Consider the following 24,491-nt stretch of genomic DNA (forward strand, 5'->3'; position numbering starts at 1 on the left):
CGCGTGCCTGCCGGTGGCTGTGAGCGCGTGCCTGCCGGTGGCCGTGACCGGGGCCGTCGTCCCGGCGGTCTTCCCGCTCGGGCATGTGGTCGTCGCCCGGCCTCGAACGTGGTCGGGGGGCTCGGGCGGCCGATACGGGTACTGCTGCATCCGGGCCACCGCCCGATCATCGCAACAGCGGAAGGGGGCCCACTGTTCACCGCGCCACAAATGACGCTAGCGTGGAGGCACCTTTGCACACGCGGGAGCTCGGAGCACCGGGCTGAGAGGGCGCTGATCTCCGTACGCGCGATGTTTCACGTGGAACAAGCGATGTTCCGCGCGGAATGCCGTCAGACGGAAACCGCTGCGTCGACCGCCGAACCTGTTACCGGGTAATGCCGGCGTAGGGAGTAGGTCTCATGACCAACAAGGACGCACGCACGCCTGCCTCCGTTCAGGACGAGAAGTCCCAGGAGGCCGGGAAGTCCATCGGCTGGCACAAGGCGTACGTCGAGGGTTCGCGCCCCGACCTGCGCGTGCCGGTCCGCCAGGTGCACCTCACCAACGGGAAGTCGGTCACTCTGTACGACACGTCGGGCCCGTACACCGATCCACTCGTCGACACCGATGTCCGTAGGGGCCTGCCGCCGTTGCGGGAGAACTGGATCATCGCCCGCGGTGACACCGAGGAGTACGCGGGCCGTCCCGTCCGTCCCGAGGACGACGGAATCAAGCACACCTCGCCGCGCGGTGGGCTGCGCAACCTGGACGCGGTCTTCCCCGGACGGCCGCGCCAGCCGCGCCGGGGCCGGGACGGCGAGGCGGTGACGCAGCTCGCGTACGCCCGCCGGGGCGAGATCACCCCGGAGATGGAGTACGTGGCCATCAGGGAGAACGTGGCTCCCGAGGTGGTCCGCGAGGAGATCGCGGCGGGCCGGGCGGTGCTGCCGGCCAACGTCAACCACCCGGAGATCGAGCCGATGATCATCGGCAAGCGGTTCCTCGTGAAGGTCAACGCCAACATCGGCAACTCGGCGGTCACCTCCTCCATCGAGGAGGAGGTGGAGAAGATGACCTGGGCGACCCGTTGGGGTGCCGACACGGTCATGGACCTGTCCACGGGCCGCAACATCCACACCACCCGCGAGTGGGTGCTGCGCAACTCCCCCGTCCCCATCGGCACGGTGCCGCTCTACCAGGCCCTGGAGAAGGTCGACGGCAAGGCCGAGGAACTGACCTGGGAGATCTACAAGGACACGGTCATCGAGCAGGCCGAGCAGGGCGTGGACTACATGACCGTCCACGCGGGCGTCCGGCTGCCGTACGTGCCGCTCACCGCCAACCGCAAGACGGGGATCGTCTCGCGCGGCGGCTCGATCATGGCCGCGTGGTGCCTGGCGCACCACAAGGAATCGTTCCTGTACGAGAACTTCGAGGAGCTCTGCGAGATCCTCGCCGCCTACGACGTCACGTACTCGCTGGGCGACGGCCTGCGGCCGGGTTCGATCGCGGACGCCAACGACGAGGCGCAGTTCGCCGAGTTGAGGACGCTCGGGGAACTCAACCGGATCGCCAGGCGTTTCAACGTACAGACGATGATCGAGGGCCCGGGACACGTCCCGATGCACAAGATCAAGGAGAACATCGACCTTCAGCAGGAGATCTGCGATGAAGCTCCGTTCTATACGCTCGGCCCGCTGACCACCGACATCGCGCCGGCGTACGACCACATCACCTCCGGCATCGGCGCCGCGATGATCGCCTGGTGGGGCACGGCGATGCTCTGCTACGTCACGCCCAAGGAGCACCTGGGCCTGCCCAACCGTGACGACGTCAAGACCGGCGTGATCACCTACAAGATCGCAGCTCACGCGGCCGACCTCGCCAAGGGCCACCCGGGCGCCCAGGAGTGGGACGACGCACTGTCCGACGCCCGCTTCGAGTTCCGGTGGGAGGACCAGTTCAACCTCGCCCTGGACCCGGACACGGCACGGGAGTTCCACGACGAGACCCTGCCGGCCGAGCCCGCCAAGACCGCCCACTTCTGCTCCATGTGCGGGCCGAAGTTCTGCAGCATGAAGATCTCGCAGGACATCCGCCGCGAACACGGTGGAAGCCGGGCCGAGATCGAGGAGGGCATGGCTCAGAAGTCGAAGGAGTTCGCGGCGAGCGGGAACAGGGTGTACCTGCCGATCGCCGACTGACGGCTCATCCCCTGGGCGGTGCGCGCCCGAGGTGCGCCATGCGCCCCGCCCAGGGCCGCGCTTCTGCCGCGCCGGATCGGCGCCTGGATGACGGTCTTGGGCGACCGGGAGCCATGACGACGGCTGGGCCGGCTGACCGGGGCGGCACACCGTTGGGCCTCCCGGGCGGGCCCACGTCGGCGGGGGCGTGAGCCGTGTCCGGGTTGCCGCGGGGTCACTCGGGCCGGTGCTCCGGGCCGCCGAAGTCCGGGCTCGTGTAGTCCGGGCTGGTGAAGCCCGTCCGGCCGGCCTGGGTGCCGTCGTCGGGGCTGCTGAAACCGGGGCGGTCGTACCCCAGGCGGGGCATACGGCCGCGCGGGGCGGACGGGGTCGTACGGTGCACGGGGGCCGGTCCGGGCTCGGCGAGCGCCTCGGTGAGGAACGGCAGGATGCCGCGCTCCAGCAGGGCGCTCCGCCAGGCCTCTCTGGCGCTGTCCAGTTCCCGGTGCGCCGCGTCCAGTGCCTGGGCCTGCTCCGAACTTCCGTTGCGCAGGGCGGTGAGCAGCAGCCCGACGGCGGCGACGAGAATCGCGGCCGCGGTCACCGCGCCGAACACCCACCCGGCGGTGAGCATGGTCTGGGCGAAGGCCTGTCCGGGGCTCAGGGACTTCAGGATGTATCCGACGAGCAGGAAGATCGCCGCGGCGGTTCCGGAGAGGACGGGAGCCAGTACGGCGATGACCGCGACGGCGCCCGCGCCGGTGGTCTCGGCCGCCTCGCCGAAGGTGGTCACGAGCCCGGTGCCGGCCGAACTCCGGTCGGCGTGAGCGGAGTCGCCGGAGGAGGAGGGAGTCATCGCCGGCTGACGCAGTTCCTGGCGGATCTTCACATAGTGCTGGTATTCGGCCGCGGCGGCGGCCGTTATCAGTGCGGTGGCGTTGAGCGCCATGGTGCGCAGTTGTTCGGGATTGAGCCGCTGTCCGACAGCGGCCAGTTCCGGCCGCTGGGGTGCGGAGCGCAGCGCCTCATCGAGGAGCCGCTCGAATTCCTGGCGGTCCTCGCTCTGCAGGTGCTGCGGAACGCTGTTCATGTGCATCCCCCGATGCTCCGTAGGGCTTGGGGCTCGCACGCCGGCGAGCCGTCGGGCAGAAACGGAGGGGAGCCTGCTACGGATAAGCCGATGGTAGAGCCGTGACGGCACACGGTGACAGGGGGTTGCCGGAAATTGCCGTCCGGCCTGCAGGTACGGAGCCCGGCGAACCCGCCCGCGGAACGGTCAGGTGGCCAGGGGAAGTTGCCGGACCAGTAGCTTTCCGGCCATGGTCACTCCGCCGTCCATCGCGATGGCGAGCCCGTCGGCGTAGACGTGCGGTCCCTCCACGACCGGGCCGGTGCCCTCCTCGCCGTCCTCGGAGCCGACCTCGCCGAGGAGGTAGGGGATCGGGCTGTGACCGTGAACGATACGGGTGCCGCCGTACGTATCGAGGAGGGAGCGCACCGCGTCGGCGCCGCCCTCGTCGCGGAAGGAGAAGCGCTTGGTGAACTTGCGGAACAGGTCCCAGCACTCGTCCGCGTCGTTGCGGGTGAGGGTCTCGCGGACGGTGTCGTTGACCGCCTCGATCGAGTCTCCGTAGTCGAGGTAGGCGGTGGTGTCCGAGTGCACGAGCAGATAGCCGTCGACCTCCTCGACGGCGTCGAGGCGGGCCATCCACTGCAGGTGGTGGTCCTGGAGACGGTCCATGTCGGTCTTCTGGCCGCCGTTGAGGAGCCAGGCCGCCTGGAAGGTCGCGGTTCCCGCGCCGGAGTTGACGGGCGTGTCGCCGAACCGCTTGGCGCCGAGCAGCAGCAGCTCGTGGTTGCCCATGAGGGCCTTGCAGTAGCCGCCGGCCGCCGCGGCCTCGGCGGACAGCCGCATCACCAGGTCGATGACGCCGATGCCGTCGGGTCCGCGGTCGGTGAAGTCGCCGAGGAACCACAGCCGGGTGGTGCCGGCGCACCACTGGCCGGAGGCGTCGATCAGCCCCTGCTCCTGCAGTGCGGCCACCAGTTCGTCGAGGTAACCGTGGACGTCTCCGACGACGAAAAGCGGTCCGGGCCCGGTCGCGGGCTGCGGAGCCGGGGCCGCGGGTGCCGTCGCGACGGAGACCTGGAGCGTCTCCGCCCGGTTGACGACGGGAAGGTCGCGCTGGGTGGGGGTGTAGCCGTCGGGGTACGCCTCGTCGGCGGGCGACGCGTTCTCGCCCGGGGGGGCGGTGCGGACGTACGGACCGGTCTCGTGGACGTACGCAGGTACCCGGAAGTCGCGCAGCGTTGCCGTCCGCTCCACTTCGGGTCCCTGACCGGCCCCCTGAGTCATCAGACCCCTCCACCATCGCGCCGCATCTGCACCGCTTCGGACTGCCTGGTCGCAGCGGTCCGCGGTGTCGTGGGCCCATCATAGGAATGCGCGTCGCGCCGTGTGATGACCCAGGGGTGGTGAATCGGAACAAGACTCCAGTTCACCGCGGCTTTCGCCCCGTTTGGGCAGGTGTTCGGCCGGCTGCGCGGCGACCGAACCCCCGGCCCTCCGGTCGCAGGTCCCGCCGAGCCGCCTCCGCCGGCCGGGGCGCGCACGGGGTGAGCGCCCCGCTTTCGGCGCTATTTCTCGTCCGGCGTCCGTGGTGGGCTGACCGTCGTGCGCGGCGGACGCCGCTGTGAGGAGGTGCGCACGATCAGCTCGGTCGGTATCACCTGCTCGACCGGCTGGTCCGACTCCACGCCCTCGATGGCGTCGATGAGGAGCTGGACCACCGCGGTGCCGATGCGGCGGGGCTTCAGGGAGAGCGTGGTGATGGGCGGCTCGGTGCTGGCGTACACCATGGACTCGCTGCAGCACACGAGCAGCAGGTCCTCGGGGACGCGGAGCCCGTAGCGGCGGGCGGCGGCCAGCAGGTCGGTGCCGTTGGGGTCGAACAGACCGTAGACCGCGTCGGGCCGGTCGGGACGGGCGAGCAGCCGGTCGGCGGCGACGGCGCCCGCGCACGGGTCGTGCGCCGGGTAGGCCTCGTAGACCGGGTCCTGGCCGACCCGCTCGCACCAGCGCAGGTAGGCGGTGGTGGACAGGTGGGTGTACGTGTCCGTCGTGGTGCCCGTGAGCAGGCCGATGCGGCGGGCGCCGGCGTCGGCGAGGTGGTCGAGGATGCCGAGGACGGCGGCCTCGTGGTCGTTGTCGACCCAGGCGGTGACCGGCAGCGAGCCGGCCGGGCGGCCGTCGGAGACGACCGGCAGGCCCTGGCGGACGAGCTCGCTGACCACCGGGTCCTGATCGGAGGGGTCGATGACGACCGTGCCGTCCAGGGCGACGTTGGACCACACGTCGTGGCGGGAGGTCGCGGGGAGGATCACGAGGGCGTAGCCGCGGGCGAGCGCGGCCGAGGTGGCGGCTCGCGCCATCTCCGCGAAGTACGCGAACTCGGTGAAGGTGAAAGGTTCATCCCCGTACGTCGTCACGGTCAGGCCGATCAGGCCCGACTTGCCGGTACGGAGGGTGCGGGCGGCGGCGGAGGGGCGGTATCCCAGCCGGTCGGCGACCTCTCGGACATGGCGCCGGGTGGCATCCGGGAGCCGGCCCTTGCCGTTGAGGGCGTCGGAGACGGTCGTGATGGAGACTCCGGCGGCGGCGGCCACGTCTCTGATGCCCGCCCGGCCCGGCCGGCTGCCTCGACGTGAGGTTTCCGCGCGGCTCACCTGGTGCTTCCCTGCTGCTGTCATGGCGAGCCGATAGTAGGGCTCATGTGGTGGGGTAGTGCGGACGCATATGCACGCGTTGACAGGTACGTTTCTGCATGGTCATACGGCGCCAACTACCTCAGAAACAAAGGTAGTTGAACGATCCTGCGGCAAGACGTGTCGCGGTGACGCGTATGGACCTGCCAAGTGCCCGATGTTTCGAAGAGGTCTCAACTCACCTGCACGAGGGATGCGCGCCACGGCGCGAGCTACCGGCGCATAGATATATGTACGGCGCGCCCCCTGATACGTACGCCTTCGTACGGCGATGCCCCGGGATGACGCCGGGGCGGATGCGGTTCACGTTTTGCCGGGCCGCCACCTGTACGCACCGGGGCCGAATCCTCATAAGGTGAGGAGTATTGGAAGCCGGCGGCGTCGACGGTCCGCCGGTGGTCGCGAGGAGGACTGCGGTGAGCGAGACGAGCCCGAAGCTGCGCGCCGAGCTGGAGGGTATCCCCACCTACAAGCCGGGCAAGCCTGCCGCGGCCGGCGGGCCGGTCGCCTACAAGCTCTCCTCCAACGAGAATCCGTATCCGCCGCTGCCCGGCGTGATGGAGAGCGTGACGGCGGCCGCCTGCGACTTCAACCGCTACCCGGACATGGGATGCACCGGGCTGATGGCCGAGCTGTCGGAGCGCTTCGGCGTCCCGGTCTCCCACCTGGCCACCGGCACCGGCTCGGTGGGCGTCGCCCAGCAGCTCATCCAGGCCACCAGCGGTCCCGGCGACGAGGTGATCTACGCCTGGCGGTCCTTCGAGGCGTACCCGATCATCACGCAGATCAGCGGCGCCCGGTCGGTGCAGGTGCCGCTCACGCCCGGCGATGTGCACGACCTGGACGCGATGGCGGACGCGATCACCGACCGGACGCGTCTGATTTTCGTCTGCAATCCCAACAACCCGACCGGCACGGTGGTGCGACGGGCCGAGCTGGAGCGGTTCCTCGACCGGGTGCCCGGCGATGTCCTGGTGGTGCTGGACGAGGCCTACCGCGAGTTCATCCGCGATCCCGAGGTGCCCGACGGCGTCGAGCTGTACCGGAACCGGCCCAACGTGTGCGTTCTGCGCACGTTCTCCAAGGCCTACGGGCTCGCCGGGCTGCGCGTCGGTTTCGCGATCGCCCATGAGCCGGTCGCGGCGGCGCTGCGCAAGACGGCGGTGCCCTTCGGTGTCAGCCAGCTCGCGCAGGAAGCGGCGATCGCCTCGCTGCGGGCCGAGGACGAGCTGCTCGGGCGGGTCGGCTCGCTGGTGTGCGAGCGCAAGCGCGTGGTCGACGCGCTGCGCGGCCAGGGCTGGACAGTGCCGGAGACGCAGGCGAACTTTGTCTGGCTGCGGCTGGGGGAGCGTACGGTCGCGTTCGCTCAGGCCTGTGAGCAGCACGGTGTGGTGATCCGGCCGTTCCCGGGCGAGGGTGTGCGGGTGACGGTCGGAGAGACCGAGGCGAACGACATCTTCCTGAAGGTGGCGGAGGCGTTCCGCAAGGAGCTGTAGCCCGGCGCGGGCTCTACTCGTCGATCAGTTCCACCCGGATGGGGTCGCCGTCGCGTACGGTCGCCAGCGCGCGGGCGTCCCCGTCCAGGCTTCCGAGGACGTTGCACGGGCTCGCGAGGCGGCACTCCTCGCCTCGCGAGATCGGTGTCGGGCCATAGGGGAGGGCGAGCGCGTCGCCATCCGTCCAGAAGGCCACCGTGCCTGGGTCCACCACCTGCCGGGCGTCCGTTTCACGTGAAACAGAGACCCCTGTGTCGAAATACACCTCCTCGCCCCATGTGCAGGCGCTGGAGGTGAGCGGCAGTGCCTTGGCGAGGGCCTGTGCGGTCGGCGTGTCTGCGTCGAGGGTCGCGGTGATGTTGCCCGCAGGCCAGGAAAGGCGTATCTGCATGGCGTGCAATTCAACAAGATGTTGAAGTCGATGCCAAGGTCTTGACGCGAAGGCAGAGGGGGGACCCCCCGTTGGTTGCCGAAAATCAGTGAGTCATAATGGCTTGTGAATGTGAACGCGTTCACAAGCGCGTCCCGATTGTCCTGTATGTGCGCGATAAGCAGGGCAAACCGCCGCTGTACCACGCCGTAGTAAGGAGAGTGACGACGTGGACCTGGCTCTGGCGCCGGAGACACTGGCGCGCTGGCAGTTCGGCATCACCACCGTCTACCACTTCCTGTTCGTCCCCCTGACCATCTCCCTGGCCGCTCTCACGGCCGGGCTGCAGACGGCCTGGGTGCGCACGGAGAAGGAGAAATACCTCAGAGCGACCAAGTTCTGGGGCAAGCTCTTCCTGATCAACATCGCCATGGGCGTGGTCACGGGCATCGTCCAGGAGTTCCAGTTCGGCATGAACTGGTCCGACTACTCGCGCTTCGTCGGTGACATCTTCGGTGCGCCGCTCGCCTTCGAGGCGCTGATCGCGTTCTTCTTCGAGTCCACGTTCATCGGCCTGTGGATCTTCGGCTGGGACAAGCTGCCCAAGAGGATCCACCTGGCCTGTATCTGGATGGTCTCGATCGGCACGATCCTGTCGGCGTACTTCATCCTCGCGGCCAACTCCTGGATGCAGCACCCGGTCGGCTACAAGATCGACAAGGCCAAGGGGCGGGCCGAGCTGACCGACTTCTGGGCCGTGCTGACCCAGAACACCGCCCTCAGCCAGGCCTTCCACACCCTGTCCGCGGCCTTCCTGACCGGCGGCGCCTTCATGGTGGGCATCGCCGCCTACCACCTGGCCCGCAAGAAGCACATACGTGAGATGAAGACCTCGCTGCGGCTCGGCCTGGTCACCGTGGTCATCGCTGGTCTCCTCACCGCGGTCAGCGGTGACACCCTCGGCAAGGTCATGTTCAAGCAGCAGCCGATGAAGATGGCGGCGGCCGAGGCGCTGTGGGACGGCCAGAAGCCGGCACCTTTCTCGATCTTCGCCTACGGCGATGTGGAGAAGGGCCACAACACCGTGGCCATCGAGATCCCGGGCTTGCTGTCCTTCCTCGCCGACGACGACTTCAGCTCGTACGTGCCCGGCATCAACGACGTCAACAAGGCCGAGCAGCAGAAGTTCGGCCCGGGCGACTACCGGCCCAACATCCCGGTCGCCTTCTGGGGCTTCCGCTGGATGATCGGGTTCGGTATGGCCTCCTTCGCCATCGGCCTGGCCGGACTGTGGCTGACCCGCAAGAAGTTCATGCTGCCGCAGCATCTGCGGGTCGGCGAGGACGAGGTGCCGCATCTGGTGCTGTTCAAGAACAAGGCGCTCAGCCCGAAGCTGACGCCCTGGTACTGGCGCATCGCGACCTGGACCCTGGCCTTCCCGCTGATCGCCAACTCCTGGGGCTGGATCTTCACCGAGATGGGCCGCCAGCCGTGGGTCGTCTACGGCGTCCTGCAGACCCGGCACGCGGTCTCCCCCGGTGTCTCCCAGGGCGAGGTCCTCACCTCGATGACGGTCTTCACCGTGCTGTACGCGATCCTCGCCGTGGTCGAGGTCAAGCTGCTCGCGAAGTACGTCAAGGCCGGCCCGCCCGAGCTGACCGAGGCCGACCTCAACCCGCCCATGAAGATCGGCGGCGACACCCGTGACGCCGACAAGCCGATGGCCTTCTCGTACTAGGCCGGGGGAACAGTCATGCAACTTCACGACGTCTGGTTCGTCCTGATCGCCGTCCTGTGGACCGGCTACTTCTTCCTGGAGGGCTTCGACTTCGGGGTCGGCATCCTCACCAAGCTGCTGGCCCGCAACCGGCCCGAGCGGCGGGTGCTGATCAACACCATCGGGCCCGTCTGGGACGGCAACGAGGTGTGGCTGCTCACGGCCGGCGGCGCGACCTTCGCCGCGTTCCCCGAGTGGTACGCCACCCTCTTCTCCGGCTTCTACCTGCCGCTGCTGGTCATCCTGGTCTGTCTGATCGTCCGGGGTGTCGCCTTCGAGTACCGGGCCAAGCGGACCGAGGAGAACTGGCAGCGCAACTGGGAGACGGCCATCTTCTGGACCTCGCTGATCCCGGCGTTCCTGTGGGGCGTGGCCTTCGGGAACATCGTGCGGGGCGTGAAGATCGACCAGCACTTCGAGTACGTCGGCAGCGTCGGGGACCTGCTCAACCCCTACGCCCTGCTCGGCGGCCTGGTCACCCTCACGCTGTTCACCTTCCACGGTGCGGTCTTCACCGCGCTCAAGACCGTGGGGGACATCCGGGTACGGGCGCGGAAGCTGGCTCTGTGGGTCGGCCTCGGCGCGGCCGTCGTGGCGCTCGGCTTCCTGCTGTGGACGCAGGCCGACAGCGGTGACGGCAAGAGCCTGGTGGCGCTCGTGGTGGCCGTTGCCGCCCTGGTGGCCGCGCTGGTGGCCAACCAGTTCGGGCGTGAGGGATGGGCGTTCACGCTGTCCGGCGTCACCATCGTGGCCGCGGTGGCGATGCTCTTCCTGTCGCTCTTCCCGAACGTGATGCCGTCCACGCTCAACGGAGACTGGAGCCTGACGGTCAGCAACGCCTCGTCGAGCCCCTACACCCTGAAGATCATGACGTGGCTGGCGGCCATCGCCACGCCGCTCGTCCTGCTCTACCAGGGCTGGACCTACTGGGTCTTCCGCAAGCGGATCGGCACGCAGCACATCGCTCCCGATGCTGCGGCCGGCGCCGCGCACTGAGTCCGTCGAGGGTGTGTTTCACGTGAAACACACCCTCTGGGCCGAAGGGCACGTTTCACGTGAAACCAATCGATCCACGTCTGCTGCGGTACGCCCGCGCCACGCGCTTCTTCCTCGTGGCGGTCGTCGGGCTGGGAGCCGTCGGTGCGGGGCTGGTCATCGCCCAGGCGATGCTCATCGCCGAGGTCGTCGTCGGTGCGTTCCAGCACGGGCGGTCCGTCTCTGAACTACGCACTCCCCTGCTGCTGTTGGCCGCTGTGGCCGTGGGCCGGTCGGCTGTCGCGTGGCTCACCGAACTCGCCGCCCATCGGGCGAGTGCGGCGGTGAAATCCGAATTGCGGGGGCGTCTCCTCGACCGTGCGGCGGCGCTCGGTCCCGGATGGCTGGCCGGGCAGCGCACCGGTTCGCTGGTCACTCTGGCCACGCGCGGGGTCGACGCGCTGGACGACTACTTCTCGCGCTATCTGCCACAGTTGGGGCTCGCCGTCGTCGTTCCGGTGGCGGTGCTGGCGCGGATCGTCACCGAGGACTGGGTTTCTGCGGCGATCATCGTCGGCACCCTGCCTCTCATTCCGCTGTTCATGATGTTGATCGGCTGGGCCACCCAGTCCCGGATGGACCGTCAGTGGCGGCTGCTGTCCCGGTTGTCGGGGCACTTCCTGGACGTGGTCGCCGGACTGCCCACGCTGAAGGTGTTCGGCCGGGCCAAGGCACAGGCGGAATCCATCCGGCGGATCACCGGCGAGTACCGGCAGGCCACCCTGCGGACCCTGCGGATCGCCTTCCTCTCCTCCTTCGCGCTGGAGTTGCTCGCCACCCTGTCGGTCGCCCTGGTCGCGGTGACGATCGGCATGCGGCTGGTGCACGGTGACATGGATCTGTACATCGGCCTGGTGATCCTGGTGCTGGCGCCCGAGGCGTACCTTCCGTTGCGGCAGGTCGGTGCGCAGTATCACGCGGCGGCTGAGGGGCTGGCCGCGGCGGAGGAGATCTTCAGCGTGCTGCAGACGCCGGTTCCGGCGTCCGGTACCGGTGAGGTGCCTTCCGGTGCCGTGGCCTTCGAGGGGGTCACCGTTCGCTATCCCGGTCGTTCGGCGGACGCGGTGACGGACGTGTCGTTCAGTGTCGAGCCCGGTGAGACGGTCGCGTTGGTGGGGCCGAGCGGGGTGGGCAAGTCGACGCTGCTCAATGTGCTGCTCGGGTTTGTCCCGCCCAGCGAGGGGCGGGTCCGGGTCGGGGGAGCGGATCTCGCGGAACTCGATCTGGAGGAGTGGCGGTCGCGGATCGCGTGGGTACCGCAGCGGCCGCATCTGTACGCCGGGACGATCGCGGAGAACGTGCGCCTTGCGCGGCCCGAGGCGGACGACCGTGCCGTACGGAGGGCGCTGCGGGACGCGGGTGCGCTGGAGTTCGTGGACGCGTTGCCCGACGGGGCGGAGACCGAGCTCGGGGAGGACGGGGCCGGGCTGTCGGCGGGGCAGCGGCAGCGGCTGGCCCTTGCTCGCGCGTTTCTCGCCGACCGGCCCGTGTTGTTGCTCGACGAGCCGACGGCCTCGCTGGACGGGGTGACGGAGGCGGAGGTCGTGGCGGCGGTGCGGAGGTTGGCTGCCGGGCGGACGGTGCTGCTTGTGGTGCATCGGCCGGCGTTGCTGGGGGTTGCCGATCGGGTGGTGCGGCTGGGGAGTGCGGAGGGGGTCAGCGCGGGACTGTCCTGCGCCGAGTTGCTGAGTGCCCGGGGCTGCAGTCGGCCTGCCAGGGGGCTCCGCCCCCTGGACCCCCGTCCTCGCCCACCCGCCACCCGACTCGGTGGGCTGGAAGGTGACCCGACGGTGTCTGGGCTCGGTGGGCTGGGGGGTCACCCGGCCACGTCCGGGGCCGGTGGGCTGGGGAGTGGTTCGTCGGTGTTCCGGGTCGGTCGGTTGGGAGGTGGGTCGTCGGGGGCTGGGCTCGGGCGGGTGGGAAGTCGCTCGGAGGGGGTGGGGGCGGCGCGGGGGCGGCGGGTGCTCGCGCGGGTGCGGGCGCTTGCCGGGCCGCGGCGTGGGCGGCTTGTGTGGGCGTTGGTGCTGGGCAGCCTTGCGCTCGGTAGTGCCGTCGGGCTGATGGCGACCTCTGGGTGGCTCATCTCGCGGGCATCGCAGCAGCCTCCGGTGCTGTATCTGATGGTGGCCGTGACGGCCACGCGGGCCTTCGGGATCGGGCGGGCGGTGTTCCGGTACGCCGAGCGGCTGGTGTCGCACGACGCGGTGCTGCGGATGCTGGCCGACACCCGGGTGGCCGTGTACCGGCGGCTGGAGCGTCTTGCGCCGGCGGGACTGCGGAGCGCCCGGCGCGGCGATCTGCTGACCCGGCTGGTCGCGGACGTGGACGAGCTCCAGGACTACTGGCTGCGCTGGCTGCTGCCCGCGTCGGTCGCCGTCGCCGTCTCCGCCGCCTCCGTCGGCTTCACGGCGTGGCTGCTCCCCGAGGCCGGCGCCGCCCTGGCGACGGGTCTCGTGGCGGCCGGCCTCGGCGTGCCGCTCGTCACGGCGACCGTGGCCCGGCGCACCGAGCGGCGGCTGGCCCCGGCCCGGGGCGCCCTCGCCACCCGCGTCGCCGACCTGCTCTCCGGCACCGCCGAGCTGACCGTCGCCGGTGCGCTGCCCGCCCGTACGGACGCGGCCCGGCGAGCTGACGGCGCCCTGACCCGGATCGCCTCGCGTGCCGCCGCCGTCACCGCACTCGGTGACGGGCTCACCGCGCTGATCTCCGGCCTGACCGTCACGGCGGCCGCGCTGTTCGGTGCCCAGGCGGTGGCCGCGGGCCGGCTCGACGGCGTGACGATGGCCGTGGTCGTCCTCACCCCCCTGGCCGCCTTCGAGGCCGTACAGGGGCTGCCGCTCGCCGTACGCCACCGGCAGCGGGTGCGGCACAGCGCGGAGCGCGTCTACGAGGTGCTGGACGCTCCGGAGCCGGTGCGGGAGCCCGAGCGGCCCCGGCAGGCGCCCGCCTCGCCGTTCCCGGTGGTGGTCAAGGGGCTGGCCGCGCGGTACGAGGGGCAGCGGCAGGACGCGCTGGCCGGTTTCGATCTCACCCTGGAGGAGGGGCGGCGGATCGCGGTGGTCGGGGCGTCCGGTGCCGGTAAGACGACCCTGGCCCAGGTGCTGCTGCGCTTCCTCGACCCGCGGGAGGGCTCGTACACGCTCGCCGGTGTGGACGCGCATGCCCTGGCGGGCGACGACGTACGGCGGCTCGTCGGGTTGTGTGCCCAGGACGCGCATCTCTTCGACAGCTCGGTGCGTGAGAATCTCCTGCTGGCCAGGAAGGGCGCCACCGAGGCCGAGCTGCGCCGGGCGCTGGACCGGGCCCGGCTGCTGGATTGGGTGGACGGGCTGCCCCACGGCCTGGACACGCTGGTCGGCGAGCACGGGGCCCGGCTGTCCGGCGGTCAGCGGCAGCGCCTGGCGCTGGCCCGCGCCCTGCTGGCCGACTTCCCCGTCCTGGTCCTCGACGAGCCGGCCGAACATCTGGACCTGCCGACCGCCGACGCGCTGACCGCCGATCTGCTGGCGGCCACCCAGGGCCGTACGACGCTGTTGATCACGCACCGGCTGGCGGGGCTGGAGGCGGTGGACGAGGTGCTCGTGCTCGACGCCGGCCGGGTGGTGCAGCGGGGAACCTACGCGGAGCTTCTCGCGGTGGACGGGCCGCTGCGGGCGCTCGCGCGGCGGGAGGCCGAGGTGGATTCGCCGGCCGGAGCGCGGTGACCGTCACTCCGGTCACCGGCTTCTACCAGCCCCAGGAGTGTTTCAGAAGCGGTCGGCCAGCAGCTGCTCGATCACCACGGCGACGCCGTCCTCGTTGTTGGCGACCGTACGGCCCGACGCTGCGGCGATGACGTCCGGGTGGGCGTTGCCCATCGCGTACGACTGGCCGGCCCAGGTCAGCATCTCGACGTCGTTGGGCATGTCGCCGAACGCGACGACCTCCTCGTGCGAGATACCGCGCTCGGCGCAGCACAGGGCGAGCGTGCTGGCCTTGGAGACGTCGGGGCCGCTCAGTTCCAGCAGGGCGCTGGGGCTGGAGCGGGTGACGTTGGCGCGGTCGCCGATCGCGAGCCGGGCCAGGGTGAGGAAGGCGTCCGGGTCGAGATCCGGGTGGTAGGCCAGGATCTTGAGCACGGGCTGGTCGGCGTCGGGGCCGTCGGGGGCGAGGAGGCGCTCGGCGGGCAGGAGGTTGTCCGGTATCTCCATGTGCAGCTTGGGATAGTCCGGCTCCTGGTGGAAGCCGTACGTCTGCTCCACCGCGAACACCGTGCCGGGTGCCGCCGCGCGCAGCTGCCGTACGGCGTCCAGGGCGTTCCTGCGCGCCAGTTCGCGCACCTTCACGAAGCGGTGGGCGCCGGGGCCGCCGTGCAGGTCGACCACGGCGGCGCCGTTGCCGCAGATCGCCAGGCCGTGGCCGTGGACGTGGTCGCTGACGACGCCCATCCAGCGGGCCGGACGGCCGGTGACGAAGAAGACCTCGATGCCCGCCTCTTCGGCGGCGGCCAGCGCGGCCACGGTCCGCGCGGACACCGACTTGTCGTCGCGCAGCAGGGTGCCGTCGAGGTCGGTGGCGATCAGCCGCGGCCGTAGGGCGGCGGACGGGGTCCCGGGCTGTCTGGTCGCTGAGGTCACCCGGTCATTCTCGCGCATATGCCCGCACGGCCGTGCGGAACTCCGCACAGATGAGACACAGATGACGCCCGGACGCTCGGCCCTCGCCGCCGCACCGGTCAGTCCGGCTGGGCGATCGCCGTACCGGTCGTTCTGGCTGGGCGGTCGCCGTGCCGGTCAGTCCAGCTGGGCGGTGGCCTCCATGGCGATCTGCTCGAAGACCTTCTCGTCCGCGGCGAAGTCGGAGTCCGGGATGGGCCAGTGGATCACGATCTCGGTGAAGCCCAGTTCCCGGTGGCGGCCGGCGAAGTCCACGAAGGCGTCCAGGGACCGCAGCGGCCGGGCACGGTCCGGGGTGAAGCCCGTGAGCAGGATCCTGTCCAGGCCGGCCATGTCCCGCCCGGCGTCCGCGCAGGCCTCGGACAGCTTGGCGAGCTGTCCGCGCAGGGCCTCGACGGACTGCTCCGGGGTGCCGTTCTCGTACAGCTTCGGGTCGCCGGTGGTCACCCACGCCTGGCCGTGCCGTGCGGCGAGCTTGAGGCCGCGCGGTCCGGTGGCCGCGACCGCGAACGGCAGCCGGGGCCGCTGCACGCAACCCGGGATGTTCCGGGCCTCGTGCGCCGAGTAGAAGCGGCCCTCGTGCGTCACCGCGTCCTCGGTGAGGAGCCGGTCCAGCAGGGGCACGAACTCGGCGAACCGGTCGGCGCGCTCGCGCGGGCTCCACGGCTCCTGGCCCAGCGCGGTGGCGTCGAAGCCGGTGCCGCCGGCGCCGATGCCGAGGGTGATCCGACCGCCGGAGATGTCGTCGAGGGAGATCAGCTCCTTGGCGAGGGTCACCGGGTGCCGGAAGTTCGGCGAGGTCACCAGCGTGCCGAGGCGCAGCCGCTCGGTGGCGGCAGCGGCGGCCGTCAGGGTCGGGACCGCGCCGAACCACGGGCCGTCACGGAAGCTGCGCCAGGACAGGTGGTCGTAGGTGTACGCGGTGTGGAAGCCGAGCTGCTCGGCCCGCAGCCAGGCCGAACGGCCGCCCTCGCTCCAGCGGCGGTACGGCAGGATCACGGTGCTCAGACGCAGACTCATGCGTCCGAGAGTAAGGGGCGCCACCGACAACCGGCCAAAACGGTCACCGTACGCGGCTGCTCAGCCACGGTCCGAGCAGGACCTTCGGTAGGCGGCGGGGGCGGCGGGGGTATTCCTTGTGCGTGCGCTGATCACGACGGGAGCGCGCGTTCAGTGCGGTCCCGGGAAGCGCAGGTAGCGCGGGGGTACGGCGCTGGTCAGCCAGACGCCGTTGGCGCTGACGTGGAAGACGTGACCGTCGCGGTGCATGGCTCCGGCGTCGACGGTGAGCACCACGGGGCGGCCGCGCCGGGCGCCGACCCGGGTGGCGGTCTCGCGGTCGGCGGAGAGGTGGACGTCGTGCCGGTTCATGGGCCTGAGGCCGTCCGCCCGGATCGCGTCCAGGCTGCGGGCGACGGTTCCGTGGTAGAGGTACGGCGGCGGGGTCGCCGGGGGCAGGCCGAGGTCGACCTCGATGCTGTGGCCCTGGCTGGCGCGGATTCGGCTGCCGTCGATCGCGAAGCGCTGTTTGTCGTTGGCGGCCACCACGTGGTCCAGTTCCTCGCGCGTGAACCGGAAGCCGTGGGCGGCGGCCGCGGCGATCAGCGTGTCGATCTCCACCCAGCCGCCCGGATCCAGGGTGAGCCCGATGCGCTGCGGCTGGTGGCGCAGGTGTTTCGAGAGGTACTTCGACACCTTCACGGTACGTCTTTCGTCCATGCCTCCAGCGTGCGGGAGCGACGCGGATCACGCAGGTTTTTTTGTCCTCAGGTTTGATCCACAAGCAACTGAGGTTATCCACAGGGGAATTGGCGTCTCTGTGGACAAGGCACGTGTGAATCAAGGGGGTTCGCGAAGTTCCTTGTGACACAAGGAGTCTGAGACGAGGCAGTCCAAGAGCGGTTCCCTGAGCCGGGGTTCGGCCGCTCAATGTCGCGAACTCAGAAGACGCCCGCTGTCGGCTGGACGGTGAACTCCGGGAAGGGGGCGGCGATGTGCTCCACCCGTTCCCTCAACACCCGTGCAGAAGCGCAACGTCCAGCCCATAGCCCTCACAACTTCGGCTCCACCCGCGCCAGTCGCCGCAGCACCCCCGGCAACACCCGTGACAGCACATGCGCGCCCCGCGCCTCCGGTGTCACCGGCACCACCGCCCTGTTGCGGGCCACGGCCTCCAGGATGGCCTCGGCAACCTTCTCCGGCGGGTAGTTGCGCAGGCCGTACAGGCGGGCCGAGTTCTTCTGGCGGCGGCGCTCCTCCGCCTCGTCCACACCGGCGAAGCGGGCCGTGGACGTGATGTTCGTGTTGACGATGCCGGGGCAGATCGCGCTCACCCCGATGCCCTGACCGGCGAGTTCGGCGCGCAGGCACTCCGAGAGCATCAGCACCGCGGCCTTGGAGGTGCTGTAGGCGGGCAGCGCCCGGGAGGGCTGGAAGGCGGCCGCGGAAGCGGTGTTGACGATGTGGCCGCCCTGGCCGCGTTCGGCCATCCGCGCGCCGAAGAGCCGGCAACCGTGGATCACACCCCAGAGATTGACGTCCAGCACCCTGCGCCAGTCCTCGGTCGTGGTGGCGAAGAAGGAGCCCGACAGGCCGATGCCCGCGTTGTTGACCAGCACGTCCAGCACGCCGTACTCGCGGTGCACCTTCTCCGCGAGCTTCTCCATCGCCTGCTCGTCGGAGACGTCGGCCGTCTCCGCCCAGGCCTCGGACGCGCCGATCAGCCGGGACAGTTCGGCGGTGCGGGCGGCGGCCTCGGCGTCGCGGTCGACGGCCACCACGCGCGCGCCGGCCTCGGCGAACGCGAACGCCGTGGCCCGGCCGATACCGCTGCCCGCCCCGGTGATCAGGACCAACTGGCCGCCGAACCGGTCGGCATGGCGGCCGGTGGCCTTGGGTTCGGGGCGGCCGCCGTCCACGGACACGATGAAATCCTCGATCCAGGAGGAGAGTTGGTCTGGGCGGGTGCGCGGCACCCAGTGCTTGGCCGGGAGCGTCCGGCGGGTCAGCCGGGGCACCCACCGCTCCAGGTCGTCGTACAGGCGCTCCGAGAGGAACGCGTCCCCCTGGGGCGTGATGAGCTGCACGGGCGCGTGCGCGTACGCGTCCGGGCGCGGCCTGAGCAGCCGGGCGCGGACGTTGTCCCGGTACAGCCAGGCGCCGTGCGCCGCGTCGGAGGGCAGCGAGGAGGTTGGATAGCCGCCGCCGGGGACCTTCTCCACCCGCTGGAGGATCTTCGGCCAGCGCTTGCCGAGCGGGCCGCGCCAGGCCAGCTCGGGCAGGGCAGGAGTGTGCAGCAGGTACACGTACCAGGACTTGGCGCCCTGGCCGAGGAGCTGGCCCACCCGGCGGGGCGTCGGACGCTGCACGCGCGCGTTGATCCAGTGCCCGAAGTGGTCGAGGGACGGACCGGAGATGGAGGTGAAGGAGGCGATGCGGCCCTCGGTGCGGCCGACCGTGACGAACTCCCAGGACTGCACCGAGCCCCAGTCGTGCCCGACCAGGTGGACCGGGCGGTCCGGGCTCACCGCGTCGATGACGGCCAGGAAGTCGTCGGTGAGCTTGGCGAGGGTGAAGCCGCCGCGCAGGGGCTTGGGCGCCGTCGAGCGGCCGTGGCCCCGGACGTCGTACAGGACCACGTGGAAGCGGTCGGCCAGGTGGACGGCGACCTCGGACCAGACCTCCTTGCTGTCCGGGTAACCGTGCACCAGCACCACCGTGGGCTGCTGCGGATCGCCCAGCTCGGCCACGCACAGCTCGACCCCGCCGGTCGCCACCCGCCGCTCCCGCGCACCTTTCAGCGCCACCTCTGCCGTCACCCCTCCCATGCCGTCCGCCGTCACCCCTCCCGTGCCGTCCGCTGTCACCTCTCCCGTGCCGTCCGCCGTCACTTCTCCCGCGTCCTCCGCCGTCACTTCTCCTCCGCCCAGCGCCGCACGTGCGGCAGGTCGTCGTCCAGCCAGAACGCGCTCTCCTCGGGGTCCTTCGAGTCGGTGACCACGAGGATCTCCTCGAACTTCGCGCCCGTGCCCCGGAAACCGAGATGCGGTTCGACCGCCCACAGGCCCGGCCGCGGCGGATGGTCGGAGAAGCGGTACGGCGACCACAGCGGCGACCAGCCCTCGCGGTGGCCGTGCAGCGCGTCGGCGGCCAGACCCTTCAGGGACTGCGTGCCGAACCCGAACAGATGGGGGGAGAAGCGGCGCTGCCTCACCCGGTCCACCTTGTGGGCGATCACGCCGAAGGGATACGCGCGGTGCCGGTTGGCATAGCCCTGGCGGACCATGAGCCGGTCCACGTCCTCGTAGATCTCGCGCAGCGGGCGCCGCTCGCGCACCTCGCGCAGGATCAGCTCGCGGTGGGCCTCCAGGTCGGCCATCAGCCGGTCCTGCACCGGGTTGACGCCGAGCGAGCCCGAGTAGCCGATATCCGCCGTGTATCCGTCGTAGACCGGCGCCATGTCCAGGATGAACGGCATCCCGGGCGCCAGGGCGCGGTCGGTGGGGAAGAACTGCAGGGGGATGCGGAAGTTCACGAACGCCGTGCGGTCGCCGAACCAGGCGAAGGGCAGGTGGAACCAGTCCCGCACCCCGCGCTCGCGCAGCCACTCCCGCTGCATCCGCGCCGCCTCGCGCTCGGTCACGCCCGGCTCCAGCCGCGCCGCGACCGCCTCCGCGCACTCGTAGGCGAGGCGCTGCACCCGCCTGAACCCCCGCAAGTCCGCGGTGAGTTCGCTGCTCACTGCCGTCGTCATGCCGCCCCGTCCCGTCGCGGTGTCGACTCGTCCCGTCGATGCGCCGACTCGTCCGCGGACCACCTACTCGTCCGTAACTTGACACTGGTGAATGTGGCAGTTGTTAGAGGCGGCGTCAATAGGAGGATGGCAGGCTGTGGAAAACCCGGGGTAACCCTGAGGCAGGGCATCCCCTAGGGCTCCGTAATACTTGGGTCTGACGCCAAGACGGCTCTGAGGTCTGACGACCGGGGTGGTCCGCGTCACTACCGTCGAAGGCGTGACTGTGATCGCGACCGAAAGCCTGAGCAAGCGGTTCCCCCGGGTGACCGCGCTCGACCGGCTGTCCGTGGACATCGGGCCCGGTGTGACCGGACTCGTCGGAGCCAACGGCGCCGGCAAGTCCACCCTGATCAAGATCCTGCTGGGTCTGTCCCCCGCCACGGAGGGCCGCGCCGAGGTGCTCGGCCTCGACGTCGCCACCGGAGGCGGCGCCATCCGCGAGCGCGTCGGCTACATGCCGGAGCACGACTGCCTGCCGCCCGACGTCTCGGCCACCGAGTTCGTCGTCCACATGGCGCGCATGTCCGGACTGCCGCCCACCGCCGCACGCGAGCGCACCGCGGACACCCTGCGCCACGTCGGGCTGTACGAGGAGCGCTACCGCCCCATCGGCGGCTACTCGACCGGCATGAAGCAGCGCGTGAAGCTCGCCCAGGCGCTGGTGCACGACCCGAAGCTGGTCTTCCTGGACGAGCCGACCAACGGCCTCGACCCGGTCGGCCGGGACGAGATGCTCGGCCTGATCCGCCGCATCCACACCGAGTTCGGCATCTCGGTCCTGGTCACCTCCCACCTCCTCGGTGAACTGGAGCGCACCTGCGACCACGTCGTCGTCATCGACGGCGGCAAGCTCCTGCGCTCCAGCTCCACCACCGACTTCACCCAGACCACGACCACCCTCGCGATCGAGGTCACCGACAGCGACGCCCATCCCGACGGCACCCGCGCGGTCCGCGAGGCACTGCACGCGCGCGGGGTGGAGACCGAGAGCGAGGGCGCCGGACTGCCCGGCGCCGGACACATCCTGCTGCTGACCGCCCAGGGCGAGGAGACCTACGACCTGGTCCGGGACGTCGTCGCCGACCTCGGCCTCGGCCTGGTGCGCATGGAGCAGCGCCGGCACCACATCTCCGAGGTGTTCACCAGCAGCGCCGAGCACAGCGGCGACGAGCAGCGGAAGGAGGCCGTCGGCCATGGCGGTTGAGCACCCCTTGCAGCCCCTGACCCCGCCCACGGGCGACCAGACCCGGATCCACGACATCGGCTACCGCGGCTACGACGGCCCGCGCCTCGGCCGCGCCTACGCCCGCCGCTCGCTGTACGCGCAGTCCCTGCGCGGCGCCTACGGGCTCGGCCGCTCGGTCAAGACCAAGGTGCTGCCGATGCTGCTGTTCGCGGTGATGTGCGTGCCCGCGGCCATCATGGTGGCCGTCGTGGTCTTCACCAAGGGGCATGACCTGCCGGTGACCTACACCCGCTACGCGATCATGCTGCAGGCCGTGATCAGCCTGTACGTCGCCGCGCAGGCACCCCAGGCCGTCTCCCGCGACCTTCGCTTCAAGACCGTACCGCTGTACTTCTCGCGGCCCATCGAGACCGCCGACTACGTACGCGCCAAGTTCGCCGCGCTCGCCTCGGCGATCTTCATCCTGACCGCCGCTCCCCTGCTCGTGATGTACGTGGGCTCCCTGCTGGCCAAGCTGGACTTCGCCCACCAGACGAAGGAATTCGCCGAGGGACTGGTCTCCGTGGCCCTGCTCTCCCTGCTCTTCGCCGGCATAAGCCTGGTCATCGCCGCCGTCACCCCGCGCCGCGGCTTCGGCATCGCCGCCGTGATCGCCGTGCTGATCATCTCCTACGGCGCGGTCAGCACGCTCCAGGCCATCGCCGATGTGCAGAACCACTCCGATGTCATCCCGTGGATCGGCCTGTTCTCGCCCATCACGCTCATCGACGGCGTCCAGTCGGCCTTCCTGGGCGCGACCGCCCGCAACCCCGGTGCGGTCAACCCCTCGGCCGGTCAGGGCGTGGTCTACGTCCTGGTCGTGCTCGCCCTGATCGCCGGCAGCTACGGCCTCCTGATGCGCCGCTACAAGAAGGTGGGCCTGTGACCACGCTCTCCATCGACCACGTCTCCCGCTGGTTCGGCAACGTGGTCGCCGTCAACGACATCACCATGACCATCGGCCCCGGCGTCACCGGCCTGCTCGGCCCCAACGGCGCCGGAAAGTCCACCCTGATCAACATGATGGGCGGCTTCCTCGCCCCCTCCACCGGCACGGTCACCCTCGATGGACAGCCGGTGTGGCGCAACGAGCAGATCTACCGGCACATCGGCATCGTCCCCGAACGCGAGGCGATGTACGACTTCCTCACCGGCCGCGAATTCGTCGTCGCCAACGCCGAGTTGCACGGCCTGGGCGACAAAGCTGCCCAACGGGCCCTCGCCACGGTCGAGATGGAGTACGCGCAGGACCGGCGGATCTCCACGTACTCCAAGGGCATGCGGCAGCGCGTGAAGATGGCGAGCGCCCTGGTCCACGACCCGTCGCTGCTCCTGCTGGACGAGCCGTTCAACGGCATGGACCCGCGCCAGCGCATGCAACTGATGGACCTGCTGCGGAAGATGGGCGACGAGGGCCGCACGGTGCTGTTCTCCTCGCACATCCTCGAAGAGGTCGAACAACTCGCCCGGCACATCGAGGTCGTCGTCGCGGGCAGGCACGCGGCCAGCGGCGACTTCCGCAGGATCCGCCGGCTGATGACCGACCGCCCGCACCGCTACCTGGTCCGCTCCAGCGACGACCGCGCCCTCGCGGCCGCGCTGATCGCCGACCCCTCGACGGCCGGCATCGAGGTCGACCTGACCGAGGGAGCGCTGCGCGTCCAGGCCGTCGACTTCGGCCGCTTCACCGCCCTGCTGCCGCGGGTCGCCCGGGACCACGGCATCCGGCTGCTCACGGTCTCGCCGTCCGACGAGTCCCTGGAGTCCGTCTTCTCGTATCTGGTCGCGGCGTAGGAGGCCGAAGATGTACGACCCCACCGTCGCCCGGCTCACCTACCGGGCCCTGCTCGGCCGCCGCCGGGCCCTCATCCTCGGCGCGCTGCCGCTGCTGCTGATCGTGATCTCCGTGGCCGTACGCGCCCTGACCGGAGCCGACGACCAGACGGCCGCCGATGTGCTCAGCGGCTTCGCGATCGCCACCATGGTGCCGATCATCGGCGTCATCGCGGGCACGGGCGCGATCGGACCGGAGATCGACGACGGCTCCGTCGTCTATCTGCTGTCCAAGCCGCTGAAGCGGCCCACGATCATCTTCACCAAGCTGATCGTGGCCATCGCCGTCACCATGGTCTTCTCGGCGGTGCCGACCCTGATCGCGGGCCTGATCCTCAACGGCAACGGCCAGCAGGTCGCTGTCGCCTACACGGTCGCCGCGCTGGTCTCCTCCATCGCCTACTCGGCGCTGTTCCTGCTGCTCGGCACGGTCTCCCGGCACGCGGTGGTCTTCGGACTCGTCTACGCCCTGGTCTGGGAGGCGCTGTTCGGCTCGCTGGTGCCCGGCGCGCGCACGCTCAGCGTCCAGCAGTGGTCGCTGGCCGTCGCCCACAAGGTCGCCGGCGGTGACCTGGTGACCTCGGACGTGGGCCTGCCGACGGCCACGGTGCTGCTGGTCGCGGTGACCGTGCTGGCCACCTGGTACGCCGGGCAGAAGCTGCGGACGCTGAAGCTGGCGGGCGAGGAGTAGGCCCGCGGCGCCTTGACGGGGGCTTCACCTCGTCCCCGGCACACTGGGCAAACCGGATGTACGGCTAGGAGGCCGGTGATGACAGAGGAGATGCCGCGAAACGACGAGCGCCGGCCGCCCGAGACCGACGTCTGGGACGGGCTGGTTCTCGACGAGGACTTCATCCAGGGTGCCGAGGCCTCGGAGCCGTCCGCGCGGGCCCGGATGCTCGCCGCCCGCTGGCGGGCCGAGGAACCGGAGCCGCAGCCGTGGCGCTCCGACGAGCCGCCGGCGGGCTGGTTCTTCAGCAGGTCGCGGCGCCGCAGATGGCGCCGCCGGTAATTCGGTGGCGCCCGACTCGGCGGTGGGGCAGTGTGGTTGTGCCCCATCCGCCGGGAACGTCCCGGCGCCGTGTTCTGGGAGTGGAGGTGGGCGATGTCCATGCACGGCAGTACGCCCAGCTCCCGACAGGGCAGCCCGAGGCCGGCTCCGGTGTAGTTACCCCACCGTGGAGCCCGAGGGGGCAGCCCGGGGCGGCCGCTTCGAGCACGCGATGTCGCTCTCGCGTGGGCCGCCCACCCGGAGGATTGGCCGAGTGGTAAGGCACCGGCTTGCTAAGCCGTGGTCGGGGGACAACCCCGCGCACGTTCGATCCGTGCATCCTCCGCGAGACGTTGTCACTGGGACCTGGCCGACCTGTCAGCC

General features: G+C 70.4%; 19 protein-coding genes and 1 tRNA gene. 11 read left to right on the forward strand and 9 right to left on the reverse strand.

Annotated features, from left to right (window positions below; all coding sequences use genetic code 11):
• Positions 1–401: 401 nt before the first annotated feature.
• Entirely contained in the window at positions 402–2,186 is a 1,785-nt protein-coding gene (gene thiC, locus ABB07_RS19580; protein WP_244189429.1) for a phosphomethylpyrimidine synthase ThiC, read from the forward strand.
• A 214-nt stretch (positions 2,187–2,400) separates the two neighbouring features.
• On the opposite strand, the gene ABB07_RS19585 is transcribed toward thiC, so the two are convergent.
• The 3 genes from ABB07_RS19585 to ABB07_RS19595 all read right to left on the reverse strand — a co-directional run bounded on the left by ABB07_RS19585 (position 2,401) and on the right by ABB07_RS19595 (position 5,915).
• Entirely contained in the window at positions 2,401–3,261 is an 861-nt protein-coding gene (locus ABB07_RS19585; protein ID WP_208899923.1) for a hypothetical protein, read from the reverse strand.
• Between the two features lie 180 nt (positions 3,262–3,441).
• On the reverse strand, positions 3,442–4,521 hold the full coding sequence (locus ABB07_RS19590; RefSeq protein ID WP_208899924.1) for a metallophosphoesterase: 1,080 nt from the start codon (positions 4,519–4,521) through the stop codon (positions 3,442–3,444).
• Between the two features lie 281 nt (positions 4,522–4,802).
• Complete coding sequence (locus ABB07_RS19595) at positions 4,803–5,915, reverse strand: LacI family DNA-binding transcriptional regulator (RefSeq protein ID WP_142218695.1); 1,113 nt, start codon at positions 5,913–5,915, stop codon at positions 4,803–4,805.
• Positions 5,916–6,346: 431 nt separating this feature from the next.
• Here ABB07_RS19595 and hisC point away from each other — a divergent pair, with 431 nt between their 5' ends.
• Complete coding sequence (hisC, locus tag ABB07_RS19600; RefSeq protein WP_208899925.1) at positions 6,347–7,426, forward strand: histidinol-phosphate transaminase; 1,080 nt, start codon at positions 6,347–6,349, stop codon at positions 7,424–7,426.
• 13 nt (positions 7,427–7,439) lie between these two features.
• Here hisC and ABB07_RS19605 read toward each other — a convergent pair whose 3' ends face one another.
• Positions 7,440–7,817 carry a cyclophilin-like fold protein gene (locus ABB07_RS19605; protein ID WP_208899926.1) on the reverse strand — a complete coding sequence of 126 codons (378 nt, stop codon included), beginning with the start codon at positions 7,815–7,817 and terminating at the stop codon, positions 7,440–7,442.
• Positions 7,818–8,025: 208 nt separating this feature from the next.
• On the opposite strand from ABB07_RS19605, the gene ABB07_RS19610 reads away from it, so the two are divergent.
• Genes ABB07_RS19610 through cydD form a run of 3 tightly spaced genes read left to right on the forward strand, consistent with a single transcriptional unit; the run spans position 8,026 to position 14,312 of the window.
• Entirely contained in the window at positions 8,026–9,534 is a 1,509-nt protein-coding gene (locus ABB07_RS19610) for a cytochrome ubiquinol oxidase subunit I (protein ID WP_208899927.1), read from the forward strand.
• A 15-nt stretch (positions 9,535–9,549) separates the two neighbouring features.
• Positions 9,550–10,569 (forward strand): cytochrome d ubiquinol oxidase subunit II, encoded by a 1,020-nt coding sequence (gene cydB, locus ABB07_RS19615; RefSeq protein WP_208899928.1) that lies wholly within the window; start codon positions 9,550–9,552, stop codon positions 10,567–10,569.
• A 59-nt stretch (positions 10,570–10,628) separates the two neighbouring features.
• Positions 10,629–14,312: a thiol reductant ABC exporter subunit CydD gene (gene cydD, locus ABB07_RS19620; protein WP_208899929.1), complete on the forward strand. Its 3,684-nt coding sequence runs from the start codon at positions 10,629–10,631 to the stop codon at positions 14,310–14,312.
• Positions 14,313–14,354: 42 nt separating this feature from the next.
• Here cydD and ABB07_RS19625 read toward each other — a convergent pair whose 3' ends face one another.
• From ABB07_RS19625 to ABB07_RS19645, 5 genes are all read right to left on the reverse strand, one after another.
• Entirely contained in the window at positions 14,355–15,242 is an 888-nt protein-coding gene (locus tag ABB07_RS19625) for an HAD hydrolase family protein (RefSeq protein WP_208899930.1), read from the reverse strand.
• 138 nt (positions 15,243–15,380) lie between these two features.
• The gene (locus ABB07_RS19630; RefSeq protein ID WP_208899931.1) at positions 15,381–16,283 is read right to left on the reverse strand and encodes an LLM class flavin-dependent oxidoreductase; all 903 of its coding nucleotides are present in this window, start codon (positions 16,281–16,283) and stop codon (positions 15,381–15,383) included.
• A 150-nt stretch (positions 16,284–16,433) separates the two neighbouring features.
• Complete coding sequence (locus ABB07_RS19635; protein WP_208899932.1) at positions 16,434–16,982, reverse strand: RNA 2'-phosphotransferase; 549 nt, start codon at positions 16,980–16,982, stop codon at positions 16,434–16,436.
• 332 nt (positions 16,983–17,314) lie between these two features.
• Entirely contained in the window at positions 17,315–19,090 is a 1,776-nt protein-coding gene (locus ABB07_RS19640; RefSeq protein WP_208903526.1) for an SDR family oxidoreductase, read from the reverse strand.
• A gap of 83 nt (positions 19,091–19,173) precedes the next feature.
• Positions 19,174–20,016, reverse strand: a complete 843-nt coding sequence (locus ABB07_RS19645; RefSeq protein WP_208899933.1) for a M24 family metallopeptidase — start codon at positions 20,014–20,016, stop codon at positions 19,174–19,176.
• Positions 20,017–20,281: 265 nt separating this feature from the next.
• Between ABB07_RS19645 and ABB07_RS19650 the strand changes: the two genes are divergently transcribed.
• The 6 genes from ABB07_RS19650 to ABB07_RS19675 all read left to right on the forward strand — a co-directional run bounded on the left by ABB07_RS19650 (position 20,282) and on the right by ABB07_RS19675 (position 24,453).
• Entirely contained in the window at positions 20,282–21,262 is a 981-nt protein-coding gene (locus ABB07_RS19650; RefSeq protein ID WP_208903527.1) for an ABC transporter ATP-binding protein, read from the forward strand.
• On the forward strand, positions 21,252–22,169 hold the full coding sequence (locus ABB07_RS19655; protein WP_208899934.1) for an ABC transporter permease: 918 nt from the start codon (positions 21,252–21,254) through the stop codon (positions 22,167–22,169). Before ABB07_RS19650 ends, ABB07_RS19655 begins: the two co-directional genes overlap by 11 nt.
• Positions 22,166–23,077 carry an ABC transporter ATP-binding protein gene (locus tag ABB07_RS19660; protein WP_208899935.1) on the forward strand — a complete coding sequence of 304 codons (912 nt, stop codon included), beginning with the start codon at positions 22,166–22,168 and terminating at the stop codon, positions 23,075–23,077. Before ABB07_RS19655 ends, ABB07_RS19660 begins: the two co-directional genes overlap by 4 nt.
• Before the next feature lie 10 nt (positions 23,078–23,087).
• On the forward strand, positions 23,088–23,807 hold the full coding sequence (locus tag ABB07_RS19665) for an ABC transporter permease (RefSeq protein ID WP_208899936.1): 720 nt from the start codon (positions 23,088–23,090) through the stop codon (positions 23,805–23,807).
• Between the two features lie 78 nt (positions 23,808–23,885).
• Entirely contained in the window at positions 23,886–24,128 is a 243-nt protein-coding gene (locus tag ABB07_RS19670; protein WP_208899937.1) for an SGM_3592 family protein, read from the forward strand.
• Between the two features lie 239 nt (positions 24,129–24,367).
• A tRNA-Ser gene (locus ABB07_RS19675) sits at positions 24,368–24,453 on the forward strand.
• Positions 24,454–24,491: the final 38 nt, after the last annotated feature.

This window comes from Streptomyces incarnatus (assembly GCF_001027185.1).
In the GTDB taxonomy this organism is placed as follows: Bacteria; Actinomycetota; Actinomycetes; order Streptomycetales; family Streptomycetaceae; genus Streptomyces; species Streptomyces puniciscabiei.